This is a genomic window from Corynebacterium nasorum (genome assembly GCF_022347325.1).
GTDB lineage: Bacteria > Actinomycetota > Actinomycetes > Mycobacteriales > Mycobacteriaceae > Corynebacterium > Corynebacterium kefirresidentii.
On the sequence record NZ_JAKRDU010000016.1, the window covers coordinates 1 to 19,003 of the forward strand.

General features: G+C 61.0%; 17 protein-coding genes and 1 tRNA gene. 10 read left to right on the forward strand and 8 right to left on the reverse strand.

What is annotated here, in order from left to right; translation table 11 throughout:
- On the reverse strand, nt 1-495 hold a 495-nt coding region (locus MHK05_RS10325), incomplete at its 3' end, for a hypothetical protein (RefSeq protein WP_239206581.1).
- 20 nt (nt 496-515) lie between these two features.
- Here MHK05_RS10325 and MHK05_RS10330 point away from each other — a divergent pair.
- The 4 genes from MHK05_RS10330 (at nt 516) to MHK05_RS10345 (ending at nt 5,087) form a co-directional block, all read left to right on the forward strand.
- Nucleotides 516-1,790 (forward strand): cation:proton antiporter, encoded by a 1,275-nt coding sequence (locus MHK05_RS10330; RefSeq protein WP_239206583.1) that lies wholly within the window; start codon nt 516-518, stop codon nt 1,788-1,790.
- A 96-nt stretch (nt 1,791-1,886) separates the two neighbouring features.
- The gene (locus tag MHK05_RS10335) at nt 1,887-2,489 is read left to right on the forward strand and encodes a DUF1707 SHOCT-like domain-containing protein (protein ID WP_396335054.1); all 603 of its coding nucleotides are present in this window, start codon (nt 1,887-1,889) and stop codon (nt 2,487-2,489) included.
- Between the two features lie 55 nt (nt 2,490-2,544).
- Nucleotides 2,545-3,774 (forward strand): pyridoxal phosphate-dependent aminotransferase, encoded by a 1,230-nt coding sequence (locus tag MHK05_RS10340; RefSeq protein WP_239206587.1) that lies wholly within the window; start codon nt 2,545-2,547, stop codon nt 3,772-3,774.
- 149 nt (nt 3,775-3,923) lie between these two features.
- A complete protein-coding gene (locus MHK05_RS10345; protein WP_239206634.1) occupies nt 3,924-5,087 on the forward strand; it encodes a YibE/F family protein in 1,164 nt (387 codons plus the stop codon).
- 65 nt (nt 5,088-5,152) lie between these two features.
- On the opposite strand, the gene MHK05_RS10350 is transcribed toward MHK05_RS10345, so the two are convergent.
- Complete coding sequence (locus MHK05_RS10350; RefSeq protein WP_239206589.1) at nt 5,153-6,481, reverse strand: UDP-glucose dehydrogenase family protein; 1,329 nt, start codon at nt 6,479-6,481, stop codon at nt 5,153-5,155.
- A 42-nt stretch (nt 6,482-6,523) separates the two neighbouring features.
- A complete protein-coding gene (gene dcd / locus MHK05_RS10355) occupies nt 6,524-7,087 on the reverse strand; it encodes a dCTP deaminase (protein ID WP_034656041.1) in 564 nt (187 codons plus the stop codon).
- Nucleotides 7,088-7,152: 65 nt separating this feature from the next.
- Between dcd and MHK05_RS10360 the strand changes: the two genes are divergently transcribed.
- Nucleotides 7,153-7,226: transfer RNA gene (locus tag MHK05_RS10360), tRNA-Gly, on the forward strand.
- A 22-nt stretch (nt 7,227-7,248) separates the two neighbouring features.
- Here MHK05_RS10360 and MHK05_RS10365 read toward each other — a convergent pair.
- Genes MHK05_RS10365 through MHK05_RS10375 form a run of 3 tightly spaced genes read right to left on the reverse strand, consistent with a single transcriptional unit; the run spans nt 7,249 to nt 10,445 of the window.
- On the reverse strand, nt 7,249-7,548 hold the full coding sequence (locus MHK05_RS10365) for a hypothetical protein (RefSeq protein WP_239206591.1): 300 nt from the start codon (nt 7,546-7,548) through the stop codon (nt 7,249-7,251).
- 13 nt (nt 7,549-7,561) lie between these two features.
- Nucleotides 7,562-9,250 (reverse strand): VanW family protein, encoded by a 1,689-nt coding sequence (locus MHK05_RS10370; protein WP_239206593.1) that lies wholly within the window; start codon nt 9,248-9,250, stop codon nt 7,562-7,564.
- Nucleotides 9,251-9,284: 34 nt separating this feature from the next.
- On the reverse strand, nt 9,285-10,445 hold the full coding sequence (locus MHK05_RS10375; protein ID WP_239206594.1) for a glycoside hydrolase family 3 N-terminal domain-containing protein: 1,161 nt from the start codon (nt 10,443-10,445) through the stop codon (nt 9,285-9,287).
- Between the two features lie 58 nt (nt 10,446-10,503).
- Here MHK05_RS10375 and MHK05_RS10380 point away from each other — a divergent pair, with 58 nt between their 5' ends.
- From MHK05_RS10380 to MHK05_RS10390, 3 genes are read left to right on the forward strand one after another with little or no spacing between them, the layout of a single operon-like run.
- A complete protein-coding gene (locus MHK05_RS10380) occupies nt 10,504-11,010 on the forward strand; it encodes a universal stress protein (protein ID WP_034655562.1) in 507 nt (168 codons plus the stop codon).
- Between the two features lie 22 nt (nt 11,011-11,032).
- Nucleotides 11,033-11,230, forward strand: coding sequence for a DUF2613 domain-containing protein (locus MHK05_RS10385; RefSeq protein ID WP_005325448.1), 198 nt, complete (start codon nt 11,033-11,035; stop codon nt 11,228-11,230).
- 2 nt (nt 11,231-11,232) lie between these two features.
- Complete coding sequence (locus tag MHK05_RS10390; RefSeq protein ID WP_239206596.1) at nt 11,233-14,301, forward strand: alpha-(1->3)-arabinofuranosyltransferase domain-containing protein; 3,069 nt, start codon at nt 11,233-11,235, stop codon at nt 14,299-14,301.
- On the opposite strand, the gene MHK05_RS10395 is transcribed toward MHK05_RS10390, so the two are convergent.
- Nucleotides 14,222-15,382: an acyltransferase family protein gene (locus MHK05_RS10395; protein WP_239206598.1), complete on the reverse strand. Its 1,161-nt coding sequence runs from the start codon at nt 15,380-15,382 to the stop codon at nt 14,222-14,224. The genes MHK05_RS10390 and MHK05_RS10395 overlap by 80 nt on opposite strands.
- 9 nt (nt 15,383-15,391) lie before the next feature.
- Here MHK05_RS10395 and MHK05_RS10400 point away from each other — a divergent pair, with 9 nt between their 5' ends.
- Together MHK05_RS10400 and MHK05_RS10405 are read left to right on the forward strand one after the other, a co-directional pair.
- Nucleotides 15,392-16,549 (forward strand): PorA family protein, encoded by a 1,158-nt coding sequence (locus MHK05_RS10400; protein WP_239206600.1) that lies wholly within the window; start codon nt 15,392-15,394, stop codon nt 16,547-16,549.
- Nucleotides 16,539-17,957 (forward strand): MmpA family trehalose lipid delivery protein, encoded by a 1,419-nt coding sequence (locus MHK05_RS10405; RefSeq protein ID WP_239206602.1) that lies wholly within the window; start codon nt 16,539-16,541, stop codon nt 17,955-17,957. Before MHK05_RS10400 ends, MHK05_RS10405 begins: the two co-directional genes overlap by 11 nt.
- Here MHK05_RS10405 and MHK05_RS10410 read toward each other — a convergent pair.
- Nucleotides 17,872-18,981: a glycosyltransferase family 4 protein gene (locus MHK05_RS10410; RefSeq protein ID WP_239206604.1), complete on the reverse strand. Its 1,110-nt coding sequence runs from the start codon at nt 18,979-18,981 to the stop codon at nt 17,872-17,874. The genes MHK05_RS10405 and MHK05_RS10410 overlap by 86 nt on opposite strands.
- Nucleotides 18,982-19,003 lie beyond the last annotated feature (22 nt).

Below are 19,003 nucleotides of genomic sequence, written 5' to 3' on the forward strand. Positions count from 1 at the left end.
CGATGCTCCCAGCGCCCCCGCCCCGTCCGCCTCGGCGCCGGCAGCTCCCAGCACACCTGCAGCACCCGCGGCACCAAGCGCACCCGCCGCCCCTGCGGCACCGGCTACGCCTGCGCCAAGTGCACCGTCTGCTCCATCAACGCCAACGCCTCCAGCTGCACCACAAGCTCCCCAAGCGCCGGCAACTCCCGCCGCACCAAGCGCACCTACCCCACCGAGTGCCCCAGCAGCACCTACACCAAAGGCACCTGCAGCGCCCGCGGCACCAAGCGCTCCAACGCCGCCTAGCGCACCCACCGCCCCTGCGGCACCGGCTGCGCCTGCGCCAAGTGCACCTTCTGCTCCGTCGGCACCGACGCCGCCTGCGGCCCCGAAGCCCCCACAGGCTGCGCCGCCAGCACCGCCGGCGGCTCCGGCACCGCCGGCGGCTCCGGCACCGCCGGCGTCGGAAAGCGCGCCACAGCCGCCTGAATCTGAGTAGGCGCGCAGGGGCATGGGTGCGTACGCTGTAGTCCATGCATTTTAATGCGGGACTCCCCACCGATGCCCTGCTGCTGGCGGCAGGCGCGACCGAAAATACACACTCCCTAGTCTCTTTCGCTTGGATCATGGCCGCGGCGCTGCTGGCGCCGCTGGTCTCTTATATGTTGGGCTACCGTCTCCCATCGGTAGCCCTCTTGCTGATTTTCGGCATGATTATTGGTCCTTCGGTGCTCGACCTAGCCGCCGAGGACGAAGGCATCGAAATGCTCAAGGAGCTCGGCGTGGGAGCGTTATTTCTCCTCGCGGGCTTTGAAATTCAAATCTCCACCCTTAAAACCAAGGAAGCCGGAACGGCCTTATCCACTTGGGCAATCTGTGCCCTCGCCTGTGGAGTGGGCGCCTACTTCCTGGTAGATAATGTGCCAGGTGCCATCGTGGTCGCCTTGGCACTGACTTCAACGGCGCTGGGCACGCTCACGCCGATGCTGAAACAGGACCGCATTCTGGGCACCAAAGTGGGCAACTCTGTGATGATTCACGGTGCCATTGGTGAGGTCGCCCCTATTACCGCAATGGCACTATTGCTGGGTACTCGTTCCACGCTGACGACGATGATCATTTTGTTGTTCTTCATCATCATCGCCGTTGCTGTCGCCATCATGCCAGCGGCTATCGCATCAACGATCCCTTGGGTGAAGACCGCCTTTATCTCTGGTGCGGGTTCAACCAACCAAACGATTCTGCGTCTTATCATCCTTATTCTGGCCATTCTTATGGCCGTTACCGCAGTCTTTGAACTCGATATTGTGCTCGGTGCCTTTGCTGCCGGCATCATCTTGAACCGCATTATCCCGGGTGAATTCCACCGCCGCCTAGAGCACCGCCTCGATGTGGTGTTTTATTCGATGCTTATTCCAGTCTTCTTTGTGGTCTCCGGCATGAGCATTAGCTGGGATACCATCGCTCATAATCCGTGGAAGGTACTGGGCATTCCAGCTCTCATCTTGGTGACCCGTGGCCTGCCCGTCTTCTTGCGCGAAAATGTTGGGCATACCGGATCTGATATTGAAACCTTCCGCGAGCGCCTCCAAGTAGGTTTGTATTCCGCTACCGGTCTGCCAATCATCGTGGCGGTAACGTCCCTGGCGGTCAATTCCGGAATCATGGAGGCCGAGAATGCCTCGATCTTCGTCTCCGGTGGAGCGCTTACCGTCGCCATCTTCCCATTCTTGGCCAGCCTGGTGGGCGGAAACCAGCAAGAAAAGAAGGACGAGAAGACCCCTGACGCTGAATCCAAGGAACTATAGGCTGCGTTCGCTGAGAGCACGTCCCTGGAAGGGCAGAATTTTCCTAGACTGGAAAACGTGAGTAATAACTTTGGTTCTTCCCCTGTCAATCGGACTCTGCGCCTGTCCGATTCCGAGCGCAACGATGCCATCAATGACCTCGCCCGCGCCGTGGGTGAAGGCCGGTTAACCATGGAGGAGTTCGAGGACCGCTCGGATGACGTCATGCGCGCCAGCACCCACCAAGACCTCGTGCCCGTCTTCCAAGACATTCCGGCGCGTGGTTCCCACGAGGTCAAGATTTATTCTCGGGGAGACGTCACCCGTGCCCATAATGCAGGCAAGAAACCGAAGTTTGCGACTGCTCTCTCCGGCTCAGTGGTGCTTGCAGTAGCAAGCCCCACGCTGATCTTCTTGAGCGCTACCATGAGCAACCCATGGCTACTGTTAGGTGGCGTCACTGCAGCCGCCCTCATTCCAATTTTATGGATCATGCTCTACGTCGCCAAGGTCGGCCCCTCCTCGTGGCATGCACCATCCGTACGCCAGATTGAGCGGCAGCAGCTGCGCGAGATTCGCGCTCTCACGGCGCATGAGCGCGCGCAGCAAAAAATGATCGAAGAAAAGATGTGGGCCGATCGCCGTATGCAAGCTGGCGAAATTACCGGCCAAGCCATGGATCTGGCCAAGCGGAAGTTCAGCGAGTGGAATAAAAAATAGTCATCGCCGGTATTCAAGCATTTTGTGTGGCTGTGAATCGTGGCACAATATTCCCATGACTTCTCCCAAACACCGCATCTTTGACCAATCCGACAAACTCAAGGGCGTCGCGTATGACATCCGCGGCGAGGTCTCTGCGGAAGCGGAACGTATGGAGCTCGATGGCCACACCATCTTGAAACTCAACACCGGTAACCCGGCCGTCTTCGGCTTCGAAGCACCCGATGTCATCATGCGTGATATGATCGCCGCCCTGCCTACTTCCCAGGGATATTCCACCTCCAAGGGAATCATTCCTGCCCGTCGATCCATCGTTACCCGCTACGAGCTGGAGGATTTCCCACCCTTCGACATCAACGATGTCTTCTTGGGCAATGGCGTCTCCGAGCTCATCAGCATGACCACCCAAGCGCTGCTTAATAACGGCGATGAGGTTCTCATCCCGGCACCGGATTATCCATTGTGGACTGCGGCTACGTCCCTGGCAGGTGGCACCCCAGTGCACTACCTGTGTGATGAGGAGGATGATTGGAATCCATCCATCGAGGACATCGAATCCAAGATTACGGATAAGACCAAAGCCATCGTTGTCATTAACCCGAATAACCCTACGGGTGCGGTCTACTCGCGCGAAGTGCTGCAGAAGATCGTCAACATCGCCCGCGAGCATAACCTGCTCATCTTGGCCGATGAGATCTATGACCGCATTCTTTATGACGGCGCACAGCACATCTCCATCGCTTCGCTAGCCCCTGACCTTCTCACCATCACGTTTAACGGCCTCTCTAAGGCCTACCGCGTGTGTGGCTACCGTGCCGGCTGGATGGTACTTACCGGCCCTAAGCACCACGCCCGTGGCTTCATCGAAGGCCTTGAGCTTCTGGCCGGAACTCGCCTGTGCCCGAACGTACCGGCGCAGCACGCTATCCAGGTGGCGCTGGGTGGCCGGCAGTCCATCTTTGAGCTCACCGGTACCGGCGGGCGTCTTTTACGCCAGCGCAATATCGCCTACGAGAAGCTCAATGAGATTCCCGGCGTTTCCGCGGTAAAACCCATGGGCTCGCTCTACCTCTTCCCGCGCCTGGATCCGAATGTGTATGAAATCCATGATGATGCCAAACTCATGCTGGATATTTTGAAGGCGGAAAAGATCCTCATGGTGCAGGGAACCGGCTTCAACTGGCCGAACCCAGATCACTTCCGCGTAGTCACGCTGCCGTGGGCATCCCAGATCGAAAACGCCATTGAGCGCCTTGGCAACTTCCTGGTGAGCTATAAGCAGTAGCTTTCTTCCCCGCCAGTTGCTAATGATAGTAATAATCCATAACAATATGGTGCATGGGAAGACATTCTGCGGCACCTAAGCCTCAGCCGACCCGAAGTTCATGGGGTCGGCTATCTACTTCGTTAGCTCACCATCCATGGCGGTTAGCCTTGCTCGGCGTGCTCGTCACAGCGCTTATAGCCACCATTGCGGGCATGGCATTGCTGTGGCCTCAGAGTCCAGCTTCCGAGCACACCTCCACCGATTTTCAGCAAACCTATGCCCTCAACCACCCACAGGTCGAGGGCACGGTCGACACGACAGATCACTCTGCTTGCCAATCGGAACTTACTGGACAGGCCTTTGATAAACCGCCGCTCATTCCTGGGTCTGAGGAAGTGCAGTGCGACCGCGCCTTAGTCGATATCACCTCCGGCGAGGACGAAGGACGCATGACCCAATTGGTCACCTACGGCAATGCCGGCGATCCGCAGCTTAAACCGGGCGACAAAATTGTTCTTTCTAAGGCAGATGACCCTTCCGGCGCTGTGTCCTATGCTTTTGCTGATTATCAGCGCACCGGAAGCCTAGCTCTGTGGGCGGTTATCGTCGCCGTCGTCATTATCGCTTTTGCGGCGTGGCATGGCGTACGCGCCCTTATCGGCTTAGCGCTCAGCCTAGGCGTGATCTTTGCATTCCTCGTCCCCGCTCTTATCGACGCCCATAATCCCCTGTGGTCCGCCCTTGTAGCCTGCTCTGCCATCATTCTGCTGGCCGTTCCTCTCGTCCATGGCATAAATTGGAAATCGGCATCGGCGGTTGGTGGTTCCCTCACCGCTCTCATTCTCGCAGCGGTGCTGGCATGGGCCACTATCGATGGTTCGCAGCTACAAGGCTACAGTTCTGAGGACAACCTGAAGCTACTTCTTTATATGCCCAACGTATCCATCGTGGGCGTGCTCTTGTGCGGCTTTGTAGTTGGCGCCTTGGGCAGCCTTGCCGACGCCGCCGTGGCCCAAGCATCTACCATCACGGAACTCCACGAGGCGACCCCTGATGCCCGCCCTACACAGCTTTTCCTCTCCGCAATGAAGGTGGGCCGCGACCATATTGCCTCCATGGTCTATACGTTGATTCTCACTTATACCGGCGCGACCTTGCCGCTGCTCATGCTGATTACCGCAGCAGAACGCCCTGCCGGCCAGATTCTGAGCAGCGATCTCGTCGCAACGGAACTGCTGCGTTCCGGAGTGGGCGCGATGGCATTGACCCTCGCGGTTCCCATCACCACAGCCATTGCGGCTTTCACGGTGCCAAAGCGTACAAAAGCTTAAGCCTAAGCAGAAGGCTGAGCCAGCATCGACGCTGCTCAGCCTTTCGTATCTAGGCAGTTGAGAACCTAGAGGGTGCGGCCCAAGGCTTCAACCTTCCAGCCTGCCTGCTGCCAATCTGCGACAGGCAGCACATTGCGGCCATCGATAATGTGCTTATTGTCCACGAGCTGGCCCGCCTGCTGCGGATCCAATTCCTTGAATTGCTTCCACTCGGTAGCCAAAATCACCAGCTCGGCCTCGCGCAGGGCGTCATCGGTGTTTGCGGCGTAATCTAGAGTGGGGAATACCTTCTTGGCGTTGTCCATACCTTCTGGGTCATAGACGGTCACTGCCGCACCAGCCAAGGACAAGGAACCAGCCACGGCAAGGGCGGGCGAATCGCGCACGTCATCGGAATTGGGCTTAAACGCACAGCCCAGCACAGTCACGCGGTGGCCAAGCAGAGAGCCATTAAAGGCTTCCTTGGCAAGGTCTACCACGCGGTCGCGGCGGCGCATGTTGATAGCGTCCACCTCGCGTAGGAAGGTCAGCGCCTGGTCGGCGCCCAGCTCGCCGGCGCGGGCCATGAACGCGCGGATGTCCTTAGGCAAGCAACCACCACCAAAGCCGAGACCGGCGCCTAGGAACTTGCGGCCGATGCGCTCGTCGAGCCCGATGGCGTCGGCAAGAGCGGTCACGTCTGCACCCGCAATCTCGCAGATTTCGGAGACGGCGTTGATAAAGGAAATCTTGGTGGCTAGGAATGCGTTAGCGGAGACTTTGACCAGCTCTGCGGTCTGCCAGTCCGTAACGATAAATGGGGTGTCTTGCGAGAGCGGCTGGGCATAGACCTCACGCGCGACCTCTTCAGCTCGACTTTCATTGTTGGTTTCACCAACGCCGAGCACGATGCGGTCTGGGGTGATGGTGTCCTTGACGGCATAGCCCTCGCGCAGGAACTCCGGGTTCCAGGCAATTTCCACGGTGGTGCCTTCTGGGGCAAGCTCATTGGCTAGCTCTTGGAGCTCCGCGGCGGTGCCGACCGGGACGGTAGATTTACCGAAGATGATGTGATCGCCCTTGAGCTTGGGCACCAGGTCCGTAATAACGGCCTTAACGTAGGTCATATCCGCTGCATAGGAACCACGGCGCTGCGGAGTACCGACGCCCAAAAAGTGCAGGTTGCCGAACGCGGCTGCTTCTTCATAGTCCGTGCTGAAATCAAGGCGGCCGGCCTCGATATTGCGCTCGAGAACCTCTGGCAACCCCGGTTCATAGAATGGAACCTGGCCCGATTTGAGAGCGGAAATCTTATTTTCATCTACGTCCACGCCTAGTACTTCATGGCCGAGCTCGGCCATGCAGGCAGCATGGGTTGCACCCAGGTATCCGGTGCCGATTACAGTCATACGCATAAGGCCCCATCTTAGAGACCTCATGTGAATGCCGGTTTAAGCCTATCGAAAATTCAGGTAAGACTTCGATGGCGTCGGGCCGCGCTGTCCCTGGTACTTCGACCCCAGCGAACCCGTGCCATAAGGGCTTTCAGCTGCTGAAGTCATCTTGAAAATCGCCAGCTGACCCACCTTCATGCCCGGCCACAGGGCAATGGGCAGGTTGGCGGTATTAGAAAGCTCGAGCGTAATGTGACCGGAAAAGCCCGGGTCAATGAAGCCCGCGGTGGAGTGGGTCAACAATCCTAGGCGGCCAAGAGAAGACTTACCCTCCAAGCGGCCAGCCAAGTTCGCAGGCAGGGTGAACTTTTCCAACGTAGCACCGAGCACGAACTCGCCTGGGTGCAGGATGAAGGACTGATCTTCTTCTACCTCCACCAAGGTGGTGAGATCCGGCATTTCCTCTTTGGGGTCAATATGCGTATACCGCGAGTTATTGAATACGCGGAAATATTTATCCAAGCGCACGTCTACCGAGGAGGGCTGGATAAGCTCGCTGTCGAAGGGCTCGATGCCCAATTCTTCGGCGTCGATGGCGGAACGGATATCACGATCTGAAAGAAGCACGGCCCCAATTCTACTCATGTCGAAGGCCAAGGTGTATAGTAGGCCGGAGCGCATCAACGCGCAGTGCCGACGTAGTTTAATGGTAGAACTGCAGCTTCCCAAGCTGCTAGCGCGGGTTCGATTCCCGTCGTCGGCTCCAATTTTCGGGGGGAATTTTCTTGCTAGTCTGTGGCGCTTAACCACTGGGCAAGTTCTTTTTGTGCCCGCTCTACCCCGCCTGGATAGTGCGCCTCTAGTTCTGCGGCGGCCGGCTTCAAGAATCTCTCCACAAGCTCGGCCATATCACGCTGAGGCACGGTGCCACGGATATTATCCAGCGGGGCACGGAACGTCACTCCAAGGTCAGTCCGGAGCTGATATCCGCGCCAATCTTCGCTGTAAACGCGCAGCTCCGCCCCGCGCAGGTTCGATTCGATAACCACATTGCCAAAGATGAGCGTTGTCAGAGTTCTCTCTTCCATGGCTCCGAGCCTACTAGCCGCAGCGGACGATGGGCTGCGGGTCGTAGACCGTGGTGGTGGTCTCGCGGGAGAGCTCTTTGCCGCCGAGGTCCTTGATGATGCGGGTATCAGACGTCGTAAAGCCTGGCGCACCAGAGGAAGGCGAGCAGTCGCTGCCTGGCACAGACATCGGCTGTGGGTCGGTATTGGCCCAGCGGCCATTGTTCACAGACTCAACGTCAACGGTCTTGGTGCCCTTCAAACGCACGGTAATCTTGCCGCCCCCGAAGTCGGTCTCAATGCGGACCGGGGTGTTGAAGGTATTGGTGAACTGCAGGTCGATGGCGCCTTCGTAAACGGTGGCCTCGCGGCCGGCGGGGTAGCGCGAAATATAGTACGAGTGCGGGGTGTGGGCGGTATCTTCCATGCCCGCAAAGTAGGCAGCGTTGTACAAGGTAGTGGCGAATTGGGAGATGCCACCGCCGACGGCGGAACCGGAGTGGCCATCAATAATGATGCCGGATTCCACATAGCCCTGAGCAGTGCCGCGCGGGCCGGTGTAGCCGTTGAGCGAGAAGGTCTCGCCCGGGTTGACCACGGCACCGTTGACCTGCTGGGCTACCAGCTCGATGTTCTTGCCCGAGGCAGCCGAGTAGCCCTCGGTGGTGAACTCACCGACGGTATCGTTGAAGGTCGCCTTCTTGGCATCTTCGGTGGTGAACTTGGCTGGGTCCGGCTTATAGGTTGCGTCCCACTCGCGGTCATCGCCGGTCACGCGCTTGTCAAAATCCTTCATGGTCGGTTCCCAGTCGATGATTTCGCCATCTTCGGACGGGGTGACCTGCTTGTCATTGCCGTTGAAGGAAATCTTGGCATTCACCCCGGGCACATCGGCGCCCTCAGAGCGCTCCGCCAACAGCTCCTGCGCGCGGTTGGTATCCACGGCGAGCTTGAGCTTGCCGTCCTTCTTTTCAATGCTGGTGAATTGGGAGATTTCCGGCTTATTCAGGGTAGCCGTGACATTATTTTTAGCCTTTAAGGTAATCGGATTATCCAGCGCCTTAGCGGCGTCGCCGGTGCGCATGGCCTCGATGGCCGCATCATTGATGGCCGGTTCTACCTCTTCTGGGTCCACGTCCACGCCCTCGGAATCGAGCCAGTTTTCTGTGACCGCGTTGTGCAAGGAGCCGGCATCCACGGTTTGGCCAAGCTTCGGGTCGGTGACCTTGAGCTCGCCGTTGTTAAGCTCCAACATGCCATCGACAGGGTCGGTGGAAAGGTTTTTCTTCACCCGCTCCAAGGCAGGCTGCAGCTGGGCTTCATCTACGTTGGTCTCTACCGGAATATCCCGGGTGGAACGGAAGAAGCTATAAAGGCGGGTGAAAGGGTTGAGGGAAGGCTCCTCAATATTGTCCACGGCCCGCTGATTGTCCAAGGCAAGGCCCGATTCGGAGGGGACGAGTTCCGTGTGGAGGTCACCGGAGGTAACGGTCACGGGCTCGGTTTCTACGCCCGCGAGCTCATCTTCGAGCTTCTCCACGGCGGCGGTGCGATCCATGGCGGAGATGTCCACGCCGTTGACGGAAACGGCGCGCGGAATCTTGTCCTGGTTTGCCGCGACATCCCAGGCATAAGCAATACCCGCGATCAGGACAAGGACGACAAATACACCGAGCGCGATGAGCCAGCCTTTAGCACCGTTTTTTCCTTCTGCCTTTTTCACGCCTTAAAGGTTAACGGTTTTAGTGGTATTTTTCCTAGTCCTGTGCGGCCTCGGGTGCAACGTCGGCCGGTGGAACGCTGACATGGCGGGCCGCGTCCTCGAGACGCTCGCGCGGCAGGCGCCCCTCGTCCACGGCACCGACAACGGCATCGATTACCGCATTGATATCGCCCTCGGTGGACCACAGGGGCATATCGGCACCGGCATTGAGGGAGGTCACGACGGCGTCGGCAAGCGGGAGCGAATCCGCAATCGCCTTCATGCCACCGATGTCATCGGTATAAATAGGGCCGTCGTACTGCAGGGTCTCGCGAGCCAAGCCATAAGCCTCCGGCAGCATAGAAGCAGGAGTCTGGCCATCGCCCAAACCGGGCACGGCGAGGTGGCCCATCATGAGCGCGGCATGCGGCGCTTGGGGAAGGGCGGTTTTAAAAGGAATGAACTCGTGTCCCTCCAGCTCTTCCAGCGGCGGGGTAACGGCCTCGGCCAGGTGGGTATCGCCAGAAGCACGGCCGTGTCCCGGGAAATGCTTGAATACGGCCTTGACCCCAGCGGAATCCAACCCGCGGGCAAAGGCGGCGCCGTATTCACCCGCCTGTGCTGGATCGGTGGAAAAGGACCGATCGCCCACCACCTCTAGGCCATTGCCATCGACGTCGAGCACCGGCGCAAAGTCCACGTTGATGCCATGAGCCTTGAGGCTCGTGCCAATCTCGTGGGCCAGCTGTTCCACCTCTTGCGGGGAACGCTCGGCTGCCATTTGTTGCGGTGCGGGATAATCGCCCAAGATCTCTGAGAAACGCTGCACCCGCCCGCCTTCAAAATCGATGGAGACTTCAAAGTCGCGGCCTACCTCTTGGCGCAGGGCATTAATATCGCGGCCCTCTTCCTGCAGCAGGTTGGGATCCGCCCAGCTGGGAATAAAGATTCCGCCCACGCCAGCATCCAGTTTGGCCTTAGCATCGTCGTAATTGGTGACCGGGGGCATCAACACAGAGGCGGCCATGGCGCGGATGTCCTGCTGCGGGGCTGCTTCCTGCGAAGTCTCTTCTTGCGTCTCTTGCGTCGCGGCCGGTGAGCTCGATGCCGCTGGGGTGGTGGAGTCCTGACTCTCGGTGTCCTCCTGAGGGGAGGTGGAGCAGGCGCCCAAGGCCGTCACGAGGGCAAGGCTGGCGAGAATGCGCGGAGTTTTCATGCCTTCCAGTGTGCAATATTCCTCGCCTTCTGTCTGAAACGGTGGGTAGACTAGCCACATGAGTAACGGCGAGACAATGCTAATTGCCTACGATGGCACCGAACGAGCCGGCCGCGCCCTCGAGCACGCGGCCCAGCTGCTGCGGCCCACCACGGTGGAAATCCTCACCGCTTGGGAACCCGTAGCCCGGCAGACCGCCCGCGCCGTCAGCCGCACTGGAATGCACCAGTCCACCGTCTCCCCGGACGGCGTCGAAGAGGATCCGGCCTACGAGGAAGCGTTGAAAATCTGCCGCCAGGGCATCGAACTAGCCGAAAGCCTGGGCTTGGCTGGCCGCGCCCACTTGGTGGAATCCGCCACCACTATTTCCTCCGCCATCATTGATGCAGCACACGAGCTGGACGTGGATGTCATCGTGACCGGCACCCGCGCCCTGACAGGTTTCCGCGCCTGGTGGACCAACTCCACCGCCGATCAGATTGTGCGCAATGCCGGCCTTCCCGTCTTTATCGTGCCGCAGGAAAACGAGGAAGACGCGGACGATGATGAGGCAGAATACTTCTAAATAGCTGCTAGTATTTTTAGCCATGGCTCTGGAAACCGATTCTTTGAACAAGCGCACCCTTGGCCCCGCCATCGGTAGCGCTGTTGTGGGCATCGCGCTCGGCGTCATCACCATCATCGGCATCGCGCAGTTCTCCGGCACTGATACCGTGCCGGAAGGCAATGCGGTTTCTGCTTCCGATGCGGTTTTGGGCGGCCCTGAGTACGGATCCCGCAACTAGGTGTGCGTACCCTCCGCGGGCGGCTTGCCCGCCCCTACCCGCTGGGGATCTTTGCCCTAGCGCTCATCCTCCTCGTGCAGCCGTGGGGGCTGACAGCTGCTGATACCAAGCATGATCTGGCCGCCAATCCGCTGCACTTTCTCCGCGGGGCACTGAGCGCCTATACGGATACCTTTACCCTGGGACAACTACAAAATCAGGCCTATGGCTATCTTTTTCCCCAAGGGCCCTTCTTCGTTTTGACCCAGCCACTGCCCGATTGGCTGGCCCAGCGCCTGTGGTGGCTGGTGGTCTTAAGCGTTGGCTTCATCGGCTTTCATAAGCTCGCCTGCAAGGTAGGCCTGCGCGGCGGGTGGGTCTGGGTGGCGGCGATGCTCTACGCGCTTTCCCCTCGCGCGCTTTCTACCCTGACCGCCATTTCTTCCGAGACCTGGCCGGTCATGCTCGCCCCCTGGGTCATCCTGCCCTTCCTCAATGCCAAGCTCACGTGGCGCGACGCCGCCGCAGCCACCATCCCCGTAGCGCTCATGGGTGCGGTCAATGCCACCGCCACCATCGCCGCCTGCACCCCGGCCGCGGTAATTGTGCTCTACCGCCGCGCATTCAAACCCGGCGCGGCCTGGCTCCTAGGGTGCCTGGCGGTATCGGCGTGGTGGATCGGCCCGCTTATCGTACTTGGCCGCTACGCCCCGCCGTTTACGGAATTCATCGAATCCGCTCGCGTGACCACGCGCTGGCTCAACCTGCCAGAAATCCTGCGCGGGACCACGAGCTGGACACCGTTTGTAGATACCGAGCGCGTGGCGGGCAATGCGCTAGCTACCGAATCCTTCTTCGTGCTGGTCACCATGGGCATCGCGGCCGTGGGCATCTACGGGCTCACCAAACTGCCGCGTGTGTGGGCAGTTGTCCTAGTGGTGGGCATCGCGGTGCTGGGCTGCCAGGCGGGGTGGTACCTCGATGCTCTCGATGGCCCGCTGGCCGCGCTGCGCAACCTGCATAAATTCGATCCGCTGGTGCGCATCCCACTGCTTTTAGGCGTCGCGCGCGCCTGCGCGCACCTGCCGCTACCGCACAGCTTGCGGCCTACCAAGAAGCAGACGGTAGGCGCGCTCACGCTACTGCTGTGCATCGCGGTCATCTCCCCGGCATGGTCGCAGCGCTTGCTGCCACTGGGGGCGTATAAGGAGGTTCCCTCCTACTGGCACGAGGCCACGGACTTTATCAATACCCATGCCGCCGATACCCGCACCCTTATCTACCCAGAGGCGTCCTTTGCCCGGCAGACCTGGGGGTGGACGCGCGATGAGCCGGCCCAGCCGCTGCTCGATGTCCCTTGGGCCGTGCGCGATGCCATTCCGCTCGTGCCACCAGAGGCCATCCGCGGGCTCGACGGCGTCATGGCCGCACTGAAGGAGGACCCAGCCACCGGCGTGCGCTCCCTTCAGCGCCTGGGCATCGGCGCGGTCATGGTGCGCCACGATCTCTTCACCGGGGAGGACGATGCCCTGGCCAGTAAATTTGGCAGCGAAGTCCACCGCTTCGGCGAGGTCGATGTCATCTTGCTCAACCACGCCGGCATGTCCTTAGGGCCCACAGACCCAGTCCGCGTGGCCGGCGGCGGGGAAGCCTTGGCGCTTCTCGACGCCCACTATGGCCCCACCACCCGCCAGCTCGTCGATCGCGACGCCGATATCGTCACCGATACCCCGACGCTCACGGACCGCAACTACGGCACCCTCGACGGCCCCATCTCCGCACCCCTGGCTGCAGACGACCCCAGCCACGTGAATAACCGCCTGCGCGATTATCCCTCCGCGGGGCCTCTTAGCCAGGTCGAGACCCACGGCGGTTCCGTGGCGGTTTCTTCCTCTGCGGCCGATGCCACGGCCTTCGGTGGCGCCCAACCGCACAAGTCCGCCACGGCCGCGGTGGATGGGGAAAATTCCACCGCGTGGTGGCCCGCGCCGGGCGATGACTCCGGGTGGATTGAGCTGCGCGGTCATTTCACCCAGCCGCGCCTAAAGCTCATGGCCACCAGCGCCACCACGGTTACGGTGCGCTCCGGCAGCGCCGCAGTAGACGTGGACTTACAGCCCTTCCGCTCACAGGAGGTACGCGTTCCCGGCGGCGATACCGAGGCCATTCGCGTGGAGCTGTCTCACCGCACCGGCATCGCGGAACTAGGGGTAGAGGGCCAGCCGGTCGAGCGCGTAGTGACCGTGCCGGATACCTCCCCCGATGTGCACCAATTCTTCTTCCAGCAGATGCTGCAAGATACCGGTGTGCTCATCCGCGACTTCACGGCGCCGCGCCCCATGCGAGTAAAGGTAGATTCCACCAAGCCCGTGCTTATCGACGCCCACCGCTACTCCCCCGGTGATTCCCTCACCCTGAGCCCCGGCACGCACCGTGTGCGCACCACTGGACCGTGGGTGAGCCTTCGCGAGGTGGGCTGGCGCCCGCCGGAGCCCTCGGAGCCCACTGGATACTCGATTAAAGCCAGCGAGGAAGACCGCCTCTTGGTCACCGGACGCGCCTTTAATAAGGGCCTGCGCGGGTATTTGGACAATGACGAGCTCACCCCGCGCGAGATCGACGCCGCCACCCAGGCTTTTGTCATTCCGGCCGGCCGTTCCGGCGACTTCCATATGTCCTTCACCGCCCAGCCGGTTTATCGCGCCACCCTCCTCTTGGGCGGCTCCTTGGGATTGCTGACGCTCGGCCTGTGCCTCCTGGCGGCCGCGCGCCGCCCGTCCCAGCCCGCCTGGCACGCACCGCGTGGGGGCGCTGCCTCAGCCGCCGTGGCACTTGGTGCACTGGCCCTTACCGGCTGGCCGGCGACAGTGGCGGCCGTGGCTGCGTGGTTGGTAGTGCGCTGGACCACCATCCCGCGCGCCTATCTCGCCCCCGGCGTAGTCGCTGCGGCCGGAGCCATCCTCGCCCGCGCGCCGTGGACGTCTGGTTCCTATGCGGGTGATTCGCTCTTGCTTAGCTGCTTGTGTGCCGCGGGCGTGGCCTGTCTTTTCGCCGCCGACCGAGGAGAAGATCCCGGCCGGGACGCTCGATGAGCGTATAGCTAGCGGCCGAAACCACCACGGTGCCCACCACAGTCACAGCCAGAATGACCCAAAAGTCCAGGGGTTTCCCGCTAAAAAGCGGCACCCCGGTAAGGGGAAAGGCCAGGCCCAAGATAGCCACATGCCACAAGAAGATGGAATAGGACCATGTACCCAGTGCCTGCATGAGTGGGCTGGTCAGCCAAGATTTCTCCCGCGGAGCTAGAGCCACCGGTACCACCACGACTGCGGCAAAGGCCGCTCCCGCCATGATCCGGCGGGAAAATTCCGCGGGTTCGGGATGGATAAGCCCCTGCGGCCCAAACCACTCGCGACTGGCAACCCACAGCACCACCGCCGCCGCAAGCCACCACGCCCAGCGCGGCCGCAGCACCCGCTGCACTCGCCGACTGATGCCGGCTTCTTCGAATTCGGCGGCCAGCATTCCCACGGCAAACCACGAGGCATACGCGGGCGGCCAGATCTGCGAGTTGACCTGGTCCTTGGCGTAATCGGCTACAAAGGGCACGAATCCCCACGCCCAGCTGAGCACTCCTGCCAAGATAATGGCGGCAATGCGCCAGCGCCGCGGCAGCGTTCCAAGCAGCCACACCAGCACAGGCAAGAAGAGATAAAAGAAGAACTCCACGCACAGCGACCACAGATGGGTAAGACCTGGGGCCAACCCGTCGACCACATAAATTTGCGTGGAAGTCAGGTTGCTCAGCAATTGGGTGAGGGTGAGTGAGTGGGCGTCGGGAAGCAGGAGCATCACCGCCACCACGCAGGCATAATAGGCCGGTAAAAGACGTGCCACGCGCGAGCGCGCATAGCCGGCTAAGCTGTGCAAGCCGCGGCGGCGCCACAAGAGGAACGCGCTGAGTGCAAAGAAAACGGCGACGAAAAAATCGAAGCGCCCGGCAAACCCCCACCCAGTTCCGGTCTGAAAAGACACGTGGGTGACAATGATTCCAAGGGAGGCGACCGCGCGTAGACCGTCTAGCTCCGGCAGATGCTGGGGTACGCTTTTCACAGATGCCTGCGGCTGCACGCTTGCTCCTAACCCCGGATCGACCTGAAACTGATTGGACATATTACTGCAATGAAACGCTACCTTTGGCCACGCTCGCCACTGGCGTGGGTTGTCATTGCCGCCGTCATTTTCTTAGTGCTGGGCACTGTGGTGCCACCGCTATATAACAATCAGACCCGGCCCCTCGCCTTCGACCAAAACATCAACACTGTCACTGCACCGTCCGCCGGCGTGTGGATGGATGCGCCCGCCTTTATCGCCGGCGCCAAGGCCACAGGCGATAGCAAGAATCCGCAGTGCCAAGAAAAGAAGGCACCCATCTGGTGCTACCTGCACCATGACCTGCTGACCATCGAGCGCAACACCACGACCGCTGAGGTGGCAGAAGACGATGCGCTCGCAAACTCTGATTCTTTATCGCGCCTGCTCGCCGGAGAGACTCCGCTCGCCCAAATCACCGAGCACTCCGTGTTGAACCGAGAATCCACCTACCCTGTGGCGGCCCCTAAGGATAAATGGGAATTCCTCCTGCCGGCAGTGGACACGGGCATGGCCCGCACAGATTTCGAACGAGATGGCATCAACTACTTTTTCCCCTCCGGAACCGAGCAGCGCTCCTATCCCTTTTTCGATCTGGCCTCGCAATCCTCCACGGCGGTGGATTTCACCACTACGAAAAAGCTAGATGGTATCCCCACCTATTCCTTCCACCACGATATTCAGCCCATTTCCCTGGCCGATATGCGCAGAAACATCACCACCGAGGCGGTCGATTCCGGTAGCGGCGAAAAGCAGCTGGCCGCTAAGGACTTCCGCATCTCTGGTCCGGCGAAGCGATTTTATGACGAAGACTCGCGCAAGCTCCTCGGCCTAGATCCCACTGACCGGGTCACGGTGGAACCTTTTTATACCGTCGGCCGCGATATCTCCGTGGAACCCACCACCGGCACCATCGTGGATCTGCGGGAAAATATCAAGATTTTCTTCGCTGCCGACGAACAGCAGGCCGGCACCATGGTGGCCAATAACGATACGGAGGATCGCTCCATCTTCGCTGCCGATATGCGCTGGTCCGATGACACTCGCGCGGAGCGCCTCGACGAGGTGCGTCCGGTCATTCGCACCATTCGTGCCTTGATGGTCGTCGGCTGGGCGGGCAAAGCCATCGGCGTCGGCTTATTGCTCTGTGCTGCCTATATGTACATGCGCCGCCACCGTGAAGGCTAAGCGTCTAGTACTCCTTGCCTGGGGCTTCATCCTCGTGGCCGCGGTGTGCTGGCCCTTCGCCCTGCCCGGCGAGTTCCTGTGGCGCGATATGGCGCTGCTTGACCATCCGGCGCTTTCCCCTTCGGCTTTCGGCGGCGGCAGTTTGCCTGCCCGCAATGCCCCGCAAGACGGCTTCTTGGCTGTAGTAGGCGGCGCGTGGGCGGCGCGGGTGCTCATTTTTGCCGCCGCCGCGTCCTCCGCGCTCACCGCGGCGCACTGGGCGCGCTCCACAGCCTCCGCGGTGAGCGCGATGGGGGTGGCGGTGGCCAATCCTTTCGTCATCGAGCGCCTCCTCCAAGGCCAGTGGTCACTTGCTGTGGCCGCGTGGCTGCTACCGGTCATCGCGTGGGCCGGAAAACAGCGCAGCTGGGTGGCGTGGCTGGCTATGTGGGGTGCTTCATTTACCCCTACGGGTGGGCTCTTTGCCGTGGTGACCGCGGCGGTGACCTGCCGCAAGCGGGTAGCACTTAGCGGCGTGGTCTTGTGCTTGCCGTGGGCCATTCCAGGCATGTTCTATCCTGCGGCGCCCGGCGATGCTGCTGCAGCGGTGGCCGCGTTTGCCCCGCGAGCGGAAGAGCACGTCGGCACTGGGGGCGCGTTGTTGCGCCTGGGCGGCATCTGGAATGCACAGGCAGCCATCGGGTTCGCGATATGCGGTGTCATCGTGGCGATCATCGCATTGCTCGGGGCGTGGCGGGTTCCCATTCGGCTGAGCATACTTGCAGCTATTGGTCTTGGCGGGGCTGTGTTTTTCTGGCTGGTTCCCGGCGCGTTGGTGTGGTTCATCGATCACGTTCCAGGGGCGGCGCTACTGCGCGATAGCGGAAAGCTGACCATGCTGGCATTGCCGCTGTATGTGGCCTCGCTGGGTGCGCTGCCGAACGTACCGGCGGCGCTAGCCACCGTGGCCGCGGCGGTGCAGCTGATTCCGGTTCCGGGGCGGCTAGCGGTGCTCGCGCCGCGGGATACGGGAGTAGATAAGCAGCTGGTGCGCGAGATTGACGGCCGGGTGGCTTTCTTTCCAGAGCGCGCCAACCTTGTAGAGGTGCCTGGCGGTGTGGCGGTAGATCCCTATTCCAAGGCGCTGGCCATGGTGGAATCGGGGGAATTAAGCGTAGACGGGACCGTGGTGGATCAGGCTTCGCCGCAGTATCGGGCGGCGCTGCGCGCGTGGGAGGCACACGATATGAAGCAGCTGGCCCGGATCGGTGTCGGCGTCGTTGTCGTAGACGGTGCTATAGCCGCGGAGACGGACGCACCACGGCCACAGGTTCCATGGGCGCTTAGCGCGTTGTGGATGGCTTGTCCGCTACTAGCCCTTGCAGCAATTCCGCGAATTGCTCGCCGGTCTTCTCCCACGAGAAGCTAGCGGCAAAATCGCGCGCGTTGGAGCCGAGGGTGCGGCGTAAGGGGGCGTCGGCAAGCAGCTGCTTGGTGGCCGCCACGAAGTCTTCCTCGCGCTCTACCAGGATGCCGGTCTTGCCATTGATGACGCTGTCACGCAGGCCAAACGTATAGCCGACGGTGGGAACCCCATGTTGGGCGGCCTCCATTACTGCCAAGCCCCACCCCTCTTTGCGGGAGGGCATAAGCAGGGCATCGGCCCGGGCGAGCAGGGCATGCTTATAGTCCTCGGTCACCTGGCCGCGGAAGCGCACGCGACTGCTGACGCCGTGTTCCTCGGCATAGGCACGCAGGTTAGCCTCCCACCAGCCAGAGCCAATGACATCCAGGACCGCGCCCGGGGTCTGCGCCACCGTATCCATGGCATGCTCAATCTGCTTATGCGGCACCAGGCGCGAGAGCGTTACCAAGTGCACGTCGGCCTCTCGTTCCAGGGAAGGCACATGGTCCGGAACCGGGTCCAGACCATTGGCAATGATGTGCGCACCCTTAATTCCCAGTGCCTCTAAATCCTCGCGGGAAGCCTCAGAAACGGTGACATAAGGAGCGCCGCGATACACACGCGGAGCCACCCGGGACTCAAGGAACCAACCGAGGCGGCCCAGGAGGGGACCTGCCACCGGCCACTGCTCGCGATGGCAATGGTGGGTAAGCAGCACCGTCGGCGCCCCAGATACCAAGCGGGCAAAGAAAGGAATGCCGTTTTGGGTATCGATTACCGCATCCACGCCGCGCAGGTCACCCAGCCCCAAACGGCCGGCCAGCATCGCGGCCCACGCGCGTGGATATACGCCAAACTTGGCGCCGCCGCGGCTGTAGCGCACGCCGTCGCGCACCTCCCGGCGCGCGGCATTCATGTGCTTGGAGGTGCGAAAAACCACCTCGTGGCCCTGCGCCCCGAGGTATTCGCCCACGCGCTCCAAGTAGCGCTCCGAGCCCCCGCCTTGCGGGTGGGTGGAATCGCGCCAGCATAGTAAAAGAATCTTCATTGTGAGGTATTAGCCTAGTGGG

What these genes read in the sequence shown, in the direction of transcription:
- MHK05_RS10385 (WP_005325448.1), top strand. Translation starts at nt 11,033, where the DNA reads ATGGCTCTGGAAACCGATTCTTTGAACAAGCGCACCCTTGGCCCCGCC.
- MHK05_RS10400 (WP_239206600.1), top strand. Translation starts at nt 15,392, where the DNA reads ATGAAACGCTACCTTTGGCCACGCTCGCCACTGGCGTGGGTTGTCATT.
- MHK05_RS10380 (WP_034655562.1), top strand. Translation starts at nt 10,504, where the DNA reads ATGAGTAACGGCGAGACAATGCTAATTGCCTACGATGGCACCGAACGA.
- MHK05_RS10365 (WP_239206591.1), bottom strand. Translation starts at nt 7,548, where the DNA reads ATGGAAGAGAGAACTCTGACAACGCTCATCTTTGGCAATGTGGTTATC.
- MHK05_RS10330 (WP_239206583.1), top strand. Translation starts at nt 516, where the DNA reads ATGCATTTTAATGCGGGACTCCCCACCGATGCCCTGCTGCTGGCGGCA.
- MHK05_RS10350 (WP_239206589.1), bottom strand. Translation starts at nt 6,481, where the DNA reads ATGCGTATGACTGTAATCGGCACCGGATACCTGGGTGCAACCCATGCT.
- MHK05_RS10375 (WP_239206594.1), bottom strand. Translation starts at nt 10,445, where the DNA reads ATGAAAACTCCGCGCATTCTCGCCAGCCTTGCCCTCGTGACGGCCTTG.
- MHK05_RS10395 (WP_239206598.1), bottom strand. Translation starts at nt 15,382, where the DNA reads ATGTCCAATCAGTTTCAGGTCGATCCGGGGTTAGGAGCAAGCGTGCAG.
- MHK05_RS10340 (WP_239206587.1), top strand. Translation starts at nt 2,545, where the DNA reads ATGACTTCTCCCAAACACCGCATCTTTGACCAATCCGACAAACTCAAG.
- MHK05_RS10410 (WP_239206604.1), bottom strand. Translation starts at nt 18,981, where the DNA reads ATGAAGATTCTTTTACTATGCTGGCGCGATTCCACCCACCCGCAAGGC.